The 17432-nt window shown below is 43.1% G+C and carries 12 protein-coding genes and 2 tRNA genes; 6 read left to right on the top strand and 8 right to left on the bottom strand.

The features are described 5' to 3' along the window. Positions 1–72: 72 nt before the first annotated feature. The 4 genes from D0T66_RS01705 to D0T66_RS01690 form a co-directional block, all read right to left on the bottom strand. Positions 73–2220 carry a GH92 family glycosyl hydrolase gene (locus tag D0T66_RS01705; RefSeq protein WP_163355275.1) on the bottom strand — a complete coding sequence of 716 codons (2148 nt, stop codon included), beginning with the start codon at positions 2218–2220 and terminating at the stop codon, positions 73–75. A 209-nt stretch (positions 2221–2429) separates the two neighbouring features. Next, a tRNA-Leu gene (locus D0T66_RS01700) sits at positions 2430–2513 on the bottom strand. A 440-nt stretch (positions 2514–2953) separates the two neighbouring features. Continuing rightward, complete coding sequence (locus tag D0T66_RS01695; RefSeq protein ID WP_163355274.1) at positions 2954–4744, bottom strand: M56 family metallopeptidase; 1791 nt, start codon at positions 4742–4744, stop codon at positions 2954–2956. Between the two features lie 20 nt (positions 4745–4764). Beyond that, complete coding sequence (locus D0T66_RS01690; RefSeq protein WP_163355273.1) at positions 4765–5142, bottom strand: BlaI/MecI/CopY family transcriptional regulator; 378 nt, start codon at positions 5140–5142, stop codon at positions 4765–4767. Between the two features lie 474 nt (positions 5143–5616). On the opposite strand from D0T66_RS01690, the gene D0T66_RS01685 reads away from it, so the two are divergent. Genes D0T66_RS01685 through D0T66_RS01660 form a run of 6 tightly spaced genes read left to right on the top strand, consistent with a single transcriptional unit; the run spans position 5617 to position 12296 of the window. Further along, on the top strand, positions 5617–6144 hold the full coding sequence (locus D0T66_RS01685) for an NUDIX domain-containing protein (RefSeq protein WP_163355272.1): 528 nt from the start codon (positions 5617–5619) through the stop codon (positions 6142–6144). A 34-nt stretch (positions 6145–6178) separates the two neighbouring features. Further along, on the top strand, positions 6179–6733 hold the full coding sequence (locus D0T66_RS01680; protein WP_163355271.1) for a shikimate kinase: 555 nt from the start codon (positions 6179–6181) through the stop codon (positions 6731–6733). After that, positions 6730–8436: a serine protease gene (locus D0T66_RS01675; protein WP_163355270.1), complete on the top strand. Its 1707-nt coding sequence runs from the start codon at positions 6730–6732 to the stop codon at positions 8434–8436. Before D0T66_RS01680 ends, D0T66_RS01675 begins: the two co-directional genes overlap by 4 nt. Before the next feature lie 13 nt (positions 8437–8449). Beyond that, a complete protein-coding gene (gene radA / locus D0T66_RS01670) occupies positions 8450–9814 on the top strand; it encodes a DNA repair protein RadA (RefSeq protein ID WP_163355269.1) in 1365 nt (454 codons plus the stop codon). A gap of 17 nt (positions 9815–9831) precedes the next feature. Beyond that, positions 9832–11010 carry a PstS family phosphate ABC transporter substrate-binding protein gene (locus D0T66_RS01665; protein ID WP_163355268.1) on the top strand — a complete coding sequence of 393 codons (1179 nt, stop codon included), beginning with the start codon at positions 9832–9834 and terminating at the stop codon, positions 11008–11010. Continuing rightward, a complete protein-coding gene (locus D0T66_RS01660; protein WP_163355267.1) occupies positions 11007–12296 on the top strand; it encodes a folylpolyglutamate synthase/dihydrofolate synthase family protein in 1290 nt (429 codons plus the stop codon). The genes D0T66_RS01665 and D0T66_RS01660 overlap by 4 nt, the downstream gene beginning before the upstream one ends. A 1-nt stretch (position 12297) precedes the next feature. Here D0T66_RS01660 and abc-f read toward each other — a convergent pair whose 3' ends face one another. From abc-f to cysS, 4 genes are all read right to left on the bottom strand, one after another. Further along, positions 12298–13887 (bottom strand): ribosomal protection-like ABC-F family protein, encoded by a 1590-nt coding sequence (abc-f, locus tag D0T66_RS01655; RefSeq protein WP_163355266.1) that lies wholly within the window; start codon positions 13885–13887, stop codon positions 12298–12300. A gap of 300 nt (positions 13888–14187) precedes the next feature. After that, positions 14188–14258, bottom strand: a tRNA-Gln gene (locus D0T66_RS01650). Between the two features lie 75 nt (positions 14259–14333). After that, positions 14334–15626, bottom strand: coding sequence for a tyrosine--tRNA ligase (tyrS, locus tag D0T66_RS01645; protein WP_163355265.1), 1293 nt, complete (start codon positions 15624–15626; stop codon positions 14334–14336). Between the two features lie 292 nt (positions 15627–15918). Further along, positions 15919–17391 (bottom strand): cysteine--tRNA ligase, encoded by a 1473-nt coding sequence (gene cysS / locus D0T66_RS01640; protein ID WP_221412165.1) that lies wholly within the window; start codon positions 17389–17391, stop codon positions 15919–15921. Positions 17392–17432: the final 41 nt, after the last annotated feature.

Here is a 17432-nt window from a genome sequence, read left to right as displayed (position 1 = left end):
TCCCGCTATATAAATAAAGAGCCGGATGAATCACTCACCCGGCTCTTCGGCCTATATACCTAATTAAGTAATTTAATTAGTTGTTATTATTAATTCTTTACCTTCTTTCAGTTGGTCGTGAGTGATGAAATAGCCATCTATTTTCTCACCGCCATAAGTTATGTCTGTAATCTTCTCTCCATTACCTTTTTTGGTGATGGTGAAATCTTTACCGTCGAGGTTGAATACAACCTTATCGAACAATGGAACGGTAATGATATATTCCGGATCGGCTGGAGAGTAAGTATATAATCCCATCGCATTGAATACATACCAGGCTGACATTTCTCCTGCGTCGTCCATACCACAATATGCAAGTCTTTCAGGTCCCATGCGGTAGTATTCATTCATCAACTTATTCAAAAGTCTCTGAGCTTTTTCCTGTTTGTCGATAAAATAGTACATATAGATAACCCCATGATCCGGCTGGTTTCCATGGCAATATTGACCGATAAACGTTGTCAGGTTATGCGCTTCGTAGCCTTCCCAAGGAATAGTGAAAAGGGAGTCGAATTTCGTTTCGAATGCTTCTTTGCTTGGATAAAGGTCGATAAGTCCTTTAGAGTCGTGGGGAGCGAAGAAGGTCGATTGCCATCCGTTGGCTTCGCGATACATGTATTCGTAGAATGGACGTTTCGGGTCGAACGGGGTAATCCATTCGCCATTTGCCAGACGTCCGCGCATCAACTGCGTTTCAGGATCGAACAGGTGCTTGTAGCTGCCGGTTCTCTTCATCAGTTTGTCGTAGTTTTCCGTGTCACCGAGTTCTTTAGCTAAAAGAGCAGTCGCATAATCGTCATAAGAGTATTCCTGCGTCTTGGTTACGGCAGCTTTGGCTACGGTTTCCAGTTTTGGATCTTTAATATCTTCTTCCGAAATCCATCCTCTTTCCATGTATTCTTTGATGTGAGGGCGTCCGCCTCGGCCTTCTACAAAGGCATTATTCAAAAGGATTTGGTAGGATTTGTTGACATCGAAGTCTTTGATTCCTCTCAAATAGCTTCCTGCGATGAATGCAGATGCATGGTCTCCGTGGAAGAAGGTCGGCATAAATCCTCTGATTTCGCCTTTGTCTGTTATCGATTTGATAACGTCGGAAGCTACATCCGGAGATACCATGCCTAACAATATCAGTTTGTTTCTGTAATCATCCCAGAATGATGGTTCGATATAGTAGCGGAATCCTTTGTTTACCACTTCGCCTTTTTCGTTTACGAAATCACCATTGGCATCGCTCAGTAATATCGGATATAAGAATGAACGGTAGAGAGTAGAATAGAATGTTACCATATCATCTTCTTTTCCGCCCGATACTTGTACTTTAGAAAGCAAAGCCTCCCATGTGTCGCTGGCTTCTTGCTTTACCTGTGCAAAATCTTTAGCAAGCATTTCGGCTTCGAGGTTAGCTTTCGCATTCTCTACACTCACATACGAGAATCCCACTTTCATTTCGAGCGGATCATCTGTATTGTCGTTATCGAGGAAATTTACAACGCGTACTTCTCTATCGCCATCCTTAACAGCTTCTACATTTTTGATCTTGTGGTTTGTTACCGCATAGAAATAGAACGTAGGCCCTGTTTGCTGATAACCTGTGAATACGTTATCGCCTGATTTTTCGATCTCCCATCCTCTGACGCGTTCGTTGGAGCGGGCAAGGTCGGCTAATAGCTTTTTATTCTTTCCGTCTTTGTATGTATATTTATGATATGCACAACGCAGGGTAGAAGTAACTTCTGCATCGATGTCATACTTTTCAAGATACACCTGATAATATCCCGGGCTGGCCGATTCTTTATCGTGGCTGTATGTTGTATAGTAAGCATTCGGGTCGATATCACCTTGTACACCGATAAACGGAACATAGCAAAGATTCCAGTGCCCTTTACTTGTGTGGACGAAAGCATGGATAACAGAGTCTTCGTATTGATAACCCGAACCGCTTCGCCACATAGTAACAGGCGTAACCTGCACCATCGAGTTAGGTACCGATGCTCCGGGAAACGCTTCGCCTCCCCATGCACGGCGTGTTGGGTTATACCCCAAATCTACACTATCCCACAGCGTTGTAGTCGCCATAAACGGATTGACATAATCGGTCAACCGTTTTTCTTCGGTGGTCGTACAGCTTGCAATGACTACGAGCAAGCCCATAAGAATGATAAAATTAATTTTTTTCATAGCAAATATTTTATGATAACAATTTTGGTTCACTTATGGATTGATTGTCCTAAACAAAAATAAATCTATTGCTCCGATATGTTAATACACGAATGTGACAAAGCAGTCCGAATACTGGACATGGTGTAATAAATTGTAAAAAGAGGAGATATTGTCATATGCATGACCATGAAAAACAAAAAGGATTTCAATTTCTTGAAACCCTTTTGTGCGCACGAAAAGATTCGAACTTTCACACCCCTACGGGCACTACCTTCTGAGAGTAGCGTGTCTACCAATTCCACCACGTGCGCAGAGTAGACCGTTGATGGGTGCAAAGATATAAGATTTTTGTGAAATATAAATACATCTTTGCCAATAAAAAAGTTCGGCGGAGGATAATAATCGGCAGAAGTTGGCGTTTCAGATATATGTAAGGAAATAAAATAATACTTGCCTATGAAGAAAACTACCAAATCTCAATCGCTGAAGTTCATAACAAGCAAAGATAAGGTTGTCGCACCTTTAAATTCTACGCTTGATTTTATCCGGGTGTTCGCCAGGATATATGAACCGAAAGAAACAAAGACGAGTTCTCTTACTGAAATCTGTGTGAATTAGTAAACCTTTAAGGGAAAGTCAAAAACAGGCTGTTACGATGAACGTTACAGCCTGTTTTCTGTTTGGTGTTTGCTGTTGGAAATGAAAAGGCTTCACGCCTGCATATAATAATTAATAAGTAGTGTTTGCTAATCTATTTTTTCTTTGTCTCGACAACGATAACGCCATTCTTAGCTTTTTCCCCGTATCGTTTTATGGCTTCTTTGTTCTTCAGGACACTGATGTTTTTGATGTCATCCTTATCCATGTGCTGGAAGTCTTTAGTCGAAACTTCTTTACCGTCTATTATCCAGAGAGTATCGAATAAATCGCTCGAATTGCTCGAAATATTTATGTCACCTGTATTATTCCGCGATGATATTTTGTAAGAATATGTATAGGCGTTTTTGGCCGGAATAATTGATAGCGAATCGGCGCTAGTTATCTTTACTAGGAGGTTCTTCATCCGATTATTTGCTGTTAACAGAGAATCAGCATTTTCCAGATTGAACTGATAATCTTTTCTTACCGATATATTCCTGATTTTGCCTACTAATGCGGAATCTAAATGCGAGATATTCTTGATTCTGCTTATGAATGCCGAATCTTCACTTGCACTGTTAAACGAAAAGGATACACTGTTTTTCGACAAATCTGTAGGATTTAGCATATTCAGCGAATCCCGGAAATTCACCTGTACTATATTTCCGCGTAATAGCGGTTGCAAGCGTCCTTTTACAGAATCCGTCAGCATATTGGCATTTCCAAACACTTTGAATGCTTTTGCATTGGATGGGTTCAATAAAATCAAGCTGTCGGCCTGTACTTTCCCATCCTCAAAATATAGCATGCTTACCGTCCTTTCGGGTATCTGTTTAATATATAGGTTGATAGAATCCGGATTGTTAGGGAATGTTTTTGTGATTGATTTCTGAACCTGTATTTGCGTATTATCATTGTTTGCATAAACAGTGTCGAATACCACCTGTACCTGTACGCGGATCGAATCTTCGTCGCTATCCGCCTTGATTTCGTTATTCAGGGGAGCATGCAACTCCGGCGAAGAATCCATGTCGATTACATAGTTGGGCTTGGCTGAAGCCCAGATATACGCGCCCATCAGCGGAATGACGATCAATACTGTAATCTTTTTCCAAGGCGAACTTTTTGCTTTAGTTATCATAGTCAATCTATTTAAAGGATTAGACATATTAAATGCACTGGAGAAAGCGAAGACCGGCCCCCCGAACCGTTGATTGATGAGAACGGCACGATATAGGGTAGGGGATATACCTTCATCTATCACCGCTTTGTCGGCCAGATATTCATGATTCTCTTTCTGCAACGAAATGTATTTCCATGCCAATGGGTTGAAACATTGCACAATAAGTACGATTTGTCCTATCAATAAGTCGATCCAGTGCTTTTGGCGTATATGCGACAATTCGTGCTTGATAATCAGGTCTGTTTCGGTCGGGGATAATTTTTTACTATCGAAGAGTATATAGTTGAATACGCTGAACGGCGATTTTATCTTCTCCGAATCTATTAGTACATAGTTCTCGCCCGAATATGATTTCCGGGCATTCGTCATCCTTTTTATCTTGAGCATCGACCTTATAGCGCGGAACAGCATTATTCCGACGATTACGAAATACACACCGCCTATAATCCTCCATACATTGACCGTATTGCCCGAGCTCACACTTTCTTCTGCTACTGTCTGGGTATTGGTTACAATATTGGCAAGGAGTTCGTAAGGTATATGCACATCATAAGTATAGCGGATGCAAGGGAGAATGAAAGACAGAGCCAATCCGGCCAACAGATAAATACGGTTGAAATGGAAGAAAGTAGTACGTCTGAGGAAGATTTGATAGATGAGCATGAAAACACCCATACATAATCCCGATTTGATGAGGTATATTATTAATTCTCTTTCCATAGCATAATCTTGTCTGTAGGTTATTCTTCTTCCGGTTTCTCTTTAAGCTCCTTACGCGCTTCTTCGAGCAGCTTGTCTACATCCTCGATACTCAGATTCGTTTCCTTCGCAAAAAAGGAACACATAGACGAGAACGAGCCGTCGAAGTAGTTTTTGATAAACCCGAAGAGCTGCTTTTTGGAGTAATCGCCTTTCGATACGATTGCCTTGTAAATATTCGTACGGCCTTCGCTTCGGTGTTCAACAAACTGTTTATTCTCAAGAATACTCAAGATAGTCGCGATAGTGGTTCGGGCAGGTTTGTTCTCTGCGAATGCTTTCAGGATGTCCTGTACAGTACCTTCCTCCATCGTCCACAATATCTGCATTATTTGTTCTTCTGCTTTTGTCAGTTGCATAATAATATGATTCAAGTTTACTCGACAAATATATGTCTAAGAAATTAGACGAAGAAGAAAATATTGTTAAATTGTTTAAAAATTTAGACGAATTTTATAAATTGTTTATTATCACCGATTTATTTCGAAAAGTAACACAAGTATACTTATTTTCGACGTTTTTTGGCGAGTTATTTTTTTCATTATAGCTAATGCTTTTTGTCATGCTGAGTGAAACGAAGCATCTCGCCTCTTTATAGAGAAGAGACTTCTCTCTTTCGTTCGAAGTGACAATAAAAAGTAACATACCTCTACTTATTTTCGACGTTTTTTTTAATCGAGTTACCTTTCCTCGTAACTTGTAACTGCCCGTAGGGCGAAGTAACTCGTAACTAATAAAACTTGTCAACCTATTTACTGCTTAAATAAATATAGATAAAGTCAGTGCCAATTTTGATAATTCATTAACTTTAGGCACTTATATAAATATACTGAATGACAGACGAAATCTTCCCCCTTGTAGATGAACAAGGAAATATCGTGGGACAAGCCACCCGTGCGCAGTGTCACAGCGGTAGCAAACTGCTGCATCCGGTAGTGCACCTGCATATCTTTAACAATAACGGGGAACTATTCCTGCAAAAGCGTTCGCCGAAGAAAGATATACAACCCGATAAATGGGATACATCTTCTGCCGGACATATAGATTTGGGCGAGAACCCCGATACGGCAGTCCGGCGCGAAGCATACGAAGAATTGGGAATTACCGGAATAGAGCCTGTTTTTATTACTTCCTATATTCTCGAGAACGAACAGGAGCGCGAATTGAGCTATTGCTATTATATCGTCTATGACGGTGTAATACAGGTGGATAATGACGAAGTTGCTGACGGGCGCTTTTGGACATTGACCGAAATTGAAGAGCAGGTAGGTAAAGGCGTGTTTACCTATAACTTCGAACAGGATTTTTTTGCATTTCTGAAAGGCTGGATGAACCATACAAGTGAGTTCGGTTCAATATAATTTCATACATTTGTATTTCGCATAATCGGATAATATGAACAGAATCTATCTAATTGGCTATATGGGAACGGGTAAAACGACTTTGGGCAAAGCATTGTCCGAAAAGTTGGGTTATTGTTTCATCGATCTCGATCACTATATTCAGGAGCTTTATGGCAAAACCGTTGCCGAATTGTTTAGCGAATACGGCGAAGCCGGATTCCGTGAGATAGAGAATAAAACTTTGCGCGAAGTGGCTGCGTTCGATGATGCAGTTATTTCCACGGGAGGAGGTACACCTTGTTTTTTCGACAACATGGACGTAATGAACAGCTCCGGCACTACAGTCTACCTCAAGGCAAGCCCCGAAGCCCTTTTCAACAGATTGAGCATTCCCGAGCATAAAGAGAAACGTCCGCTGATAAAAAATATGGACGAAAAAGATTTGTTACAATTTATAGCGGAAAACTTGGCTAAGAGGGAAGCGTTTTACGAGCAAGCCTATATCGTATTCGAAACAGAGAATCTTATCAGCCGTGATAGTATAGACGAACATATCGAACGGATAACACAGATATTATCACCCTATATAAATAAAATTAGACAATGAAAAAGCCCATCGTTCTTTTATTAATTATTTCGTTATCAACACTTCTTTCGGCACAGGTCAGCGAAGGAGGAATACCGCCTTCATTCGATGCCGTCGAAGCAAAAATACAACGCTCGGAGCGTATATATGATATCAGGCTCACAGCCGATATAAACAAACTGAAACAGGAAGATGCACTTGTGACCGACAAAAACATTCCTTCCCGTGTGGCCGTTATCGTTCCGGTAAACAAAGATTTAGCCCGCGACGGCGAATGGCAGACATTGGAATCGGGAGAAACTATTTGTCGTCTGACGCTGAAATCGGAAGGAGCGAAAGGTATTGTCCTTTATTACAGCAAATTCAGAATTCCTTATGGCGGTAAGCTATTTATCTACGACAAAGACCAAATCCAGCTGTTAGGAGCGTATACCCATCGCACCAATCCGCGTGGAGCAGAATTTGTTACCGAAATGGTGTACGGAGACGAGCTCGTTCTGGAATACGTCGCCCCTTCGACGGATAAGCCCGAAAAACCACAGATTGTTGTGTCCGATTTGGCGCATGCCTACAATCATATCGAAGATAACATCTATGCCAAAGCTTTGCCAGATAGTACTGGCTTTCGGGCATCGGGTAGCTGTCAGGTAAACATCAATTGCCCCGAAGGCAATAGCTGGCAGGTGCAGAAGAAAGGTGTTGCCCGCACCTATACAAAGATAGGCACTTTTATGTATCGTTGTTCAGGCACACTGATCAACAATACCAATAATGATAAACGGGCATTTTTCCTCTCTGCCTATCATTGCTTTTATCAGGGACGTTATACAGCCGATTTCAATACCATATTGTTCTATTTCAATTATGAATTTCCGGGCTGTACCAATGGCGTGTATACGCCTACCGAAACGAAAACACTGGTGGGGGCGCAATTGAGAGTTGCCAGCCCTATCGACGGGGGATCTGACGGAGCATTACTCGAATTGTTAAATCCTATACCGGACGATTACGATGTCTATTTCAACGGGTGGGATATCACCAATACCCCTTCACCGAATGGTGTATGCATCCATCATCCGCAAGGTGATGTGAAGAAAGTCTCTACTTATACTACTGCAACTACTACCGGCACATACTCCGATACGGACGACACGTCTATTGCCAACGCTCACTGGGTAATCACTTTCTCGCAAACGACTAACGGGCACGGGACGACCGAAGGCGGTTCGTCAGGCTCTCCTTTGTTCAACAAAAACGGATTGTTGATAGGTTCCCTTACGGGAGGATCATCAGGTTGTACCAACAGGGCCGGCGAGGATTACTTCGGCAAGATATTCTATCATTACGATCAGCACCCGAATACAACATATCACATGAAACCTTATCTGAATCCTTCCGGCGAAACGGTTACCACTCTGCCCGGAAGGCATAATTACGATATCCCTCCTGTTGTTGGTGAGGATCTGAAACCCGTTTTTGCCTATTGGGATCCATTAGAAGGGTATCATTTAACTCTAAGGGTGAGAGTGCGAGATGCCGAAAATGAAATAAGCCGTATTCGCATCGTCAATTTCAGAGGTTATACCATTTTAGATAAGAATGGTAAATTTGATTTAGATTTGGAGGGTATAATCAAAATAGATACAACAGGTTGGCCTCGAGGATTATATATTCTGATCGCCGATACTAAAGACGGACGCTTTTCATTTAAACTGATAAAATAGAGGGTACACATTCATGGCAAAAATAAAGACAGTCTATGTTTGCAGCAATTGCGGCAACGATTCACCTAAATGGATAGGTAAATGCCCTGTCTGCGGGGAGTGGAATACCTATGTCGAGGAATCGATTGCTACATCTGCCACCAAAACAAAGAGCGAGATACTGTACGCAACCGAAAAAGCAAAGCCGCTTCGCCTGAAAGATGTAGAAACGGGCGAGGATCCCCGCATCGACCTGAAAGACGGCGAACTGAACCGTGTACTCGGAGGCGGTATGGTACCCGGCTCTCTGATTCTCTTAGGTGGCGAGCCTGGAATAGGCAAATCGACGTTGATTCTGCAAACAGTATTGAATCTGGATAAGATAAAGACATTGTATATTTCGGGTGAAGAAAGTTCGCGCCAGCTGAAGATGCGAGCCGATCGCATCAATGCCAATAACGAAACATGCTATATCTTGTGCGAGACGAATCTCGAACAGATCTTTACGCAGATAAAGAATATCAACCCCGATTTTGTTGTCGTAGACTCTATACAGACAATACATACCGAGTTGGTCGAATCCTCTCCCGGAAGCGTGTCGCAAGTGCGCGAATGTTCGGCAGCCATCCTCAAATTCGCTAAAGAAACGGGAACGCCTGTCGTACTGATTGGGCATATCAACAAAGAAGGTAGCATTGCGGGGCCTAAGGTGCTGGAACATATTGTCGATACTGTCCTCCAATTCGAGGGAGACCAACATTATATGTACCGCATTCTGCGCAGCATCAAAAACCGCTTTGGTAGTACGGCCGAATTAGGCATCTACGAAATGCGCCAAAACGGGCTTCGCGAAGTGAGCAATCCGTCTGAGCTGCTTCTTACACAGAACCACGAAGGACTGAGCGGCGTATCTATTGCTGCTGCTATCGAAGGCTTGCGCCCTTTCCTTATCGAGACGCAGGCACTTGTCAGCACGGCGGCTTATGGAACTCCGCAGCGATCGGCAACGGGCTTCGACATTCGCCGGATGAATATGCTTCTGGCGGTATTGGAGAAGCGGGCAGGATTTAAGCTTATTCAGAAGGATGTATTCCTGAATATTGCAGGCGGATTGAAAGTTAACGACCCGGGGATGGACTTGTCCGTGATGAGTGCTGTGCTCTCATCCAATCTGGACATTGCTATCGAGCGAAGCGTCTGCATGACAGGTGAAGTCGGTCTTTCGGGCGAGATACGCCCTGTGAACCGCATCGAACAACGCATATTGGAAGCCGAAAAACTGGGCTTTAATAAGATATTGATTCCACAAAACAATCTGAAAGGCTTTACGACCAAAACAGAAATCGAGATTATACAGGTACGCAAAGTGGAGGAAGCCTTCCGTACATTGTTCAGCTAAACTAAAAGGATAAGATTATGCAAAGCCGGCTGGCGAGGGTTGTATTTTCGTTTATGCTCTTGATAATGTTAGGAGTCATAGGCTTCTTTTTCATTGTTGTCGCCGCTATGTCGGTCGATGGCGATTTTTATATATACCTCACACTTATCGCTTATTTCTTGCTGCTGGTATGGTTTATCCTTTGGTCTTTTAAGCTGCTGAAACGCCGTATACTGTTATATTCGATGCTTGGTATCATATCGCTTTCAGTCATATCCGTAGTGTGCAAGAATATGCATACTTCCTATATCAATAATATTCCCGTAGTGGATGAGCAAAGCCTTTACTTATCCGAATACGAGCCGTTTATGAATAATACCAAGGCGGTTTACCTGCCTTCCGAATCGACATTGAAGTTGGCGGATAACCTGCCAAGGATGAATGGTGCAACAGCATTATACCCTTTATATGCGGCATTTGTGCAGGCTACCTATCCGGAGAGGGGCAATTATACTCTGCACGGCGATATCATAAAAGGGAATACAACGCCTAAAGCATACGAAGAGCTGATAAACGGGGAGGCAGACATTATATTCTGCGCAGCCCCTTCCAGGAAACAGGTGGAGGAAGCTAAGGCACAAGGAGTAGAATTCAAGCTGACGCCCGTCGGGCGCGAAGCCTTTGTCTTTTTTGTGAATAAGGACAACCCGATAGACAACATTATTGTCGAACAAATTCAGCAGATATATTCGGGCGGGATAACAAATTGGAGAGATGTTGGAGGCAAGAATCAGGAGATAAAAGCCTATCAACGCCCTGAAGGTAGCGGCAGCCAGACAATGCTGGAAAAGATAATGTGTGATACCCCGTTGATGCAGCCACTGCAAAACGACAGGGTAGGAGGCATGGGCGCTATTATAGAGCGTACCGCATCCTACAAAAACTATGACAATGCCATCGGCTATTCCTTCCTGTTTTTCGTGACAGGGATGGTCAAGAACGACGATATAAAGCTATTGAAAGTGAATGGAACAGAAGCAACCCGGGAAACAATCGCTTCGAACGAATATCCTTTTGCCGGAGACTTTTATGCTATAACCACGAATAAGCTTGCTAACCCGAATGCTGACAAGTTGATAGATTGGATATTATCGGAGCAAGGTCAATATCTTGTTGCCGAAACTGGCTATGTGCCTATAAAAGAATATGAAAGATGAATTATAACGAAACAGTAGAATATCTCTATAATCAGCTTCCTGTCTATCAGAAGATAGGGGGAGCAGCCTATAAAGAAGGCTTGGATAATAGTCTGGCTCTCGACAAGCTCTTCGACTATCCTCATACGAAATACAAAACCATCCATGTAGCCGGCACAAATGGCAAAGGATCGGTTTCGCATACATTGGCTGCTATCCTTCAACAAGCAGGATATAAGGTCGGGCTATATACCTCGCCGCATCTGGTCGACTTTCGCGAACGTATACGGATAAACGGGAAGATGATATCCAAGCAATATATCGTCGACTTTGTCGAGGCGAACAAAGCAGCCTTCGAGCCTATACAGCCGTCATTCTTCGAGTTGACTATGACAATGGCATTCAAATACTTTGCCGATAACGAGGTCGATGTAGCCGTCGTAGAAGTCGGCTTGGGCGGCCGTTTGGACAGTACCAATATTATCACCCCGGACCTAAGCATTATAACCAATATCAGCAAAGACCATACGCAGTTCTTAGGCGACACTCCCGAAAAGATAACTGCCGAAAAGGCCGGAATAATCAAAGCGGGAATCCCCGTTGTGATAGGCGAAGCCGAAGGTAGCGTTCGCAAGGTATTTGAGGAAACAGCCGGGAGGGTAGGAGCGCCTATCCTTTTTGCCGAAGACGAACGGATAATCAAATCCTCTATCCGCACGGCAAGCGGATGGCTGTTCGATACCCGCTATTTCGATCAGGTCAAGGGGCAATTGACAGGTTATGCCCAGTTGAAGAACGCCGCAACGATACTGACAGCTGTCAAAGAACTGATACGCTTAGGATATAACATCTCTACTAAAGCCATTCGCGAGGGTTTTGCGTATGTTGTCGACATCACCGGATTGATGGGGCGCTGGCAGACGGTACAAACCAATCCGCGTATTATCTGCGATACGGCTCACAATGTGGGCGGAATGAAATATATTGCCGAACAGTTAGCCGGAGAGCGCTATGGCAAACTCCATTTCGTTTTGGGGATGGTGAATGATAAAGACATTTCCGCCGTCCTGGACTTACTGCCCAAAGAGGCTATTTATTACTTTACCCGCGCTTCTATTCCGCGTGCTTTGGATGAAAAGGAGCTTGCCTCCAAAGCGGCAATGGCTGGCTTAACGGGGCAGGTTTATCATACCATTAAAGAAGCTATCGATGCAGCCAAGCAAGCTTCTGCTACCAATGATTTAATCTTCATCGGAGGCAGCAACTTTGTTGTGGCTGATGCACTGGAGTACCTGTTGGATATATAAATCATTCATCCAAATCAATAACCCTTTCGATACCAACTTCTTCGACAAAATACCTGTCGTGGCTGATAAGGAGTAGCGTGCCGGAATACCCTTGTATGGTAGAACTCAATACACTCATACTATCTATATCGAGATTATTGGTCGGCTCATCCAGAATTAGTATATCCGGCACTTTAGCCGAAATAATCAGCGAACAGAGCGATAGCTTCATCTTCTCCCCGCCACTCAAAGCCGCACAAGGCTTATTCCACGAATCGGCAGGAAACAAACTACGGGCTAAGTGCATCTTCACTTCATGCTCGGGCATATCGATATTGAAACTTTGTGCCTGCTCGTAAACACTTTTTCGTTGGTCTATTATAGAATATTGCTGGTCGAGATACATGTAATCGAACGCCGCTAATTGGAGAGTGCCTTTAGTTGGTTTCAGTCCTTTGGTTACGAGCTTGATAAGCGTTGTTTTGCCCGTTCCGTTTCCTCCTTTTATCAATATGCGTTCGCCACTCGAAATCGTAAAGCTTATACCTTCTTTCCATACACTTTCTTTCCCGTAGGCATAGTTTAGTTCGGTGGCTTCTATCAACGTCTTACCCCGATGCAGCAGGGAATTTTCTATCTGTACTTTCAGATGTTTGTTTTGGTCGATGTTCTCCTGCAACTTGCCGATGGATTCGTGTAAGTCGCTGATTTTCTTGTTATGCGTATCAGCTAACTCGGCAGTTGTATTTTCAGCTAACCCTTTTTTGGCATTAGCGATAATACGAGGCAATGCCTTTTTAGCTGTTTTAGCGCTTCCCCGCGATTCCTGACGCTGTCTTGCCTCGGCAACCTCCTGTTGCTTCCTTTTGGCTTTCTTTAATTCCTGTTTCTGGCTATCTATTTGCCTGACTAAAGCATCCTGCTCGGCCTTCTTCTGTTTTACGTAATTATCATAATTCCCCGGATAATAGCTAACCTTGTCGCCGGACAATTCGTAAATGTCAGTGAGCAAGTTCAATAAATACCTGTCGTGGCTCACGATAAGCAACGTAGCGGAGGTCTCTTTTATCCATTTATATAATTTATCGCGTGATGCGCTGTCGAGATGGTTCGTTGGCTCATCCAACAGGATAAAGCGGGGCTTTTTTAAGATGATTGCCGCTAAAAAGACTTTAGTCTGCTCGCCTCCGCTCAATTCCCTCAATGGCGTATCGGGCTTTACATCGGATATTCCCCAATAATCGAGTGCAGATTCTATCTTGCTTTCTATGTCCCAGTCGTCGCCGATGATGTCGAAGTAGTGTTGCTCGGTACTGCCGGAAGCGATAGCATTTAATGCCTCTATTTTCTCTTCCACTTCCAAGACTTGGGCGACGTTCTGTTCCTCATGGATGTTAGTCTCTTGAGGTATATGGAAAGGCTGCACATCCACTTTGATATTCGGATATACCGGATTATTTATTATTGCGCGCAATAAAGTCGTTTTGCCAATGCCGTTTCTGCCGACTAAGGCAATTTTCTGCCCTTCGTTTATGTAGAGGCTTATATTTTTAAAGAGCGCATCGCGGTCGGGATGCTGATAGCTGAAATCTTGTATACTCACGATATTCATAATACTCAAGCATATAACTATAAGGCATAGATTACACCCTATAAGATTAATGATAAAATTGATGTGAAATAATTGCAATAGAACCAATAACAAACTGAATATCCTGTTTCAGATATATTTGCTATCGGCGATGAAACCTAATTTGTAGTCAGGTGGTTTCTTATCTATTACATTTCTACGGTTTTTCGTGAATACTAAAACAAAGATAATGAAAATAAATAGCGGGAGTATTTTTTAACAATAAAATTTCATACAGTCGTATAAAAACAAGAAAAGCGGCTAAATTAGCCGCTTCTTGCGTTGTCCCACCAGGATTCGAACCTAGACAGACAGTACCAAAAACTGTAGTGCTACCGTTACACCATGGGACAATACCTCGCTTCGTTAAAAGCAGTGCAAAAATAGAACGATTTGTCGAAACTTCCAAATATTTGCACTATAAAATTCTACTTCGCTACCAGAACAAAATAGTTTTTCTTACCTCGTTGCGCAATAATGTATTTATCTGCAATGAGATATGACGAATCTATGTTTTGGTCGAATTCCGATAATTTTTCTTTGTTTACCGTCACGCCACCTGCCTGAACCGTCTTACGCATTTCCCCTTTCGATGGAAATACAGCCGCTTTTTCTGTTAGCAGGTCGACAGCTTTGATGCCACCGGCCAGTTCGTCGCGCGAAATATCGAATGTCGGTACGCCTTCGAATACTTGGAGGAATGTTTCTTCATCCAGCTTTTTCAATGCTTCGGCCGTCGCATTTCCAAAAAGGATATTCGACGCTTCCACGGCTGTTTCGTAATCTTCCTGCGAGTGAACCATTACGGTTATTTCCTTAGCCAATCGTTTCTGCAACGGGCGTAAGTGTGGCGCGGCTTTTTGCTCTTCGACCAATATATCTATCTCTTCCTTGCTGAGCGCGGTGAATATTTTGATATATCTTTCGGCATCTTCGTCGCTCACGTTTACCCAGAACTGGTAAAACTTATATGGCGAAGTATAGCGGCGATCGAGCCATACGTTACCTGATTCGGTTTTGCCGAACTTGGTGCCGTCGGCTTTTGTGATAAGCGGGCAAACAAGGGCGTAAGCTTCTCCTCCGGCGGTGCGGCGGATTAACTCGGTACCTGTCGTGATGTTTCCCCATTGATCCGAACCACCCATTTGCAGGCGGCAGTCATATTCTTTATAGAGATGTACATAATCGTAACCTTGAAGAAGCTGATAAGAAAATTCGGTAAACGACATTCCCACAGACGATTCTCCATTCAGACGCTTTTTGACCGAATCTTTAGCCATCATATAATTCACGGTAATATGTTTACCAATGTCACGGATGAAATCAAGGAAAGTGTAATCCTTCATCCAGTCGTAATTATTGACTAAAACAGCTTTGTTCGGTTTGTCCGAATCGAAATCGAGGAATTTAGACAATTGTTTTTTGATGGCCTCCTGATTGTGACGCAAAGTGGGTTCGTCGAGGAGATTACGCTCCTGCGACTTCATCGATGGGTCGCCAATCATACCCGTTGCACCCCCGATGAGGGCAATAGGGCGATGACCTGCACGTTGCAGATGCTTGAGCATCATAACGCTTACCAAATGACCAATGTGCAGCGAATCGGCAGTAGGGTCTATACCCACATAACCCGATGTGATTTCTTTCTGCAATTGTTCTTCAGTACCCGGCATAATTTCATGGATCATGCCTCTCCATCTCAGTTCTTCAACAAAATTCATCGATTTAATATTATGTTTTACAATATAATAACCATTTTTCCTCAAAAAGTAACAAAAGTATATCTATTTCGAGTGCTTCTCTGAAGTTACTTTTTTTTTTCTGTTTGTCATGCTGAGTGAAACGAAGCATCCCGTTATATTATCGGGGTGAGATCCCTCGCCTCTGCTCGGGATGACAAAATATATCAAAAAAGTAACAAACTTATACTCCTTTCGGCAGTTTTTACTAAGTTACCTTTTCTTGTCAACTCGTCTACTTGTTTACTCGTCAACTAAAAATATATAGATAAAATTATTTCAACTTCCACTCGGTTCCTTCTTTCCCGTCCTTGATGTCGAAACCGATTTTTGCCAGTTCGTCCCGTATCTGGTCGGACGTTGCCCAATCTTTGTTGGCTTTGGCTTTGGCGCGGATATCGAGCAGCAAATCAATGGCTTTGGAATATGCTTCGAGATGCGCGTTGTTTCCGCCTTTCGATTCATCTTTTATCCCTAAGATATTGAACAGGAATAAGTCGAAAACCTCTTGCAGTTCTGTTATATCTTCCTGTGTGAGTGCCGTTTTTCCATCACAGCTCGAGTTGATAATCGTTGCCGCTTCGAATAATTGAGAGATAACAATTGCCGAGTTCAAGTCGTCATTCATTGCCTCGTAACATTTCTCACGAATACCTTTTACATTAGCCGACGATGTCGACGACGGTGTTATTTTCGCTATCTTATTATATGCATCCAACAATCGTTGCATGCCTTTCTCGGCAGCTTGTAGCGCTTCGTTGCTGAAATCTACCGTACTACGATAGTGCGCTTGCAGGATAAAGAAGCGAATTGTCATCGGGCTGTATAACTGATTGAGCATGCAATGGTTACCCGTGAAAAATTCTTCAAGGCAAATAAAGTTGCCGAGTGATTTTCCCATTTTCTGTCCGCCGACAGTAATCATATTGTTATGCATCCAGTATTTTACTACACGATGCTTTTCTATCGCTGTATTCTGGGCGATTTCACATTCGTGGTGCGGGAACATTAAATCCAGTCCTCCTCCGTGAATGTCGAATTCTTGTCCCAAGTATTTGATACTCATAGTAGAACATTCGATATGCCATCCGGGGAAACCGTCGCTCCATGGCGAAGGCCAACGCATAATATGCTCGGGAGACGCTTTTTTCCACAAGGCAAAATCTACCTTACTGCGCTTTTCATCCTGACCGTCCAAATCGCGCGTAGTATTCAGCATTTCCTCTATATTGCGATGCGAAAGAATGCCGTAATCGTAATCTTTGTTATATTTTTCTACGTCGAAATAGACTGAACCGTTACTTTCGTAGGCATAGCCATTTTTCAGTATCTCTTTTATCGATTCTATCTGTTCTATAATATGCCCCGATGCTCTCGGCTCGATAGACGGAGGAAGTACATTCAGCGCTTCCATAGCTGCATGGTAGCGGTTGGTATAGTATTGCACCACTTCCATCGGTTCCAGTTGTTCGAGGCGGGCTTTTTTGGCAATCTTATCTTCCCCTTCGTCCGCATCATTTTCTAAGTGGCCTACATCGGTGATATTGCGCACATAACGCACTTTATATCCGAGGTGCGTCAGATAACGGAAAAGGATGTCAAATGTAATAGCCGGACGGGCATGTCCCAAATGCGGATCGCCATAGACCGTCGGCCCGCAGACATACATCCCGACATGAGGTGCATGAAGCGGTTCGAATACTTCCTTAGTACGGGTTAATGTATTATAAATAGATAGTTTCTGCATAATCGTACGACTGTAATTATTTCGACTTACAAAGGTAGGCA

Origin of the sequence: Dysgonomonas sp. 25, assembly GCF_010501075.1 — a bacterium.
Lineage (GTDB): Bacteria > Bacteroidota > Bacteroidia > Bacteroidales > Dysgonomonadaceae > Dysgonomonas.
The sequence above is the reverse complement of the archived record's forward strand: the minus strand, read 5'-3'. Positions and strand labels throughout refer to the sequence as shown.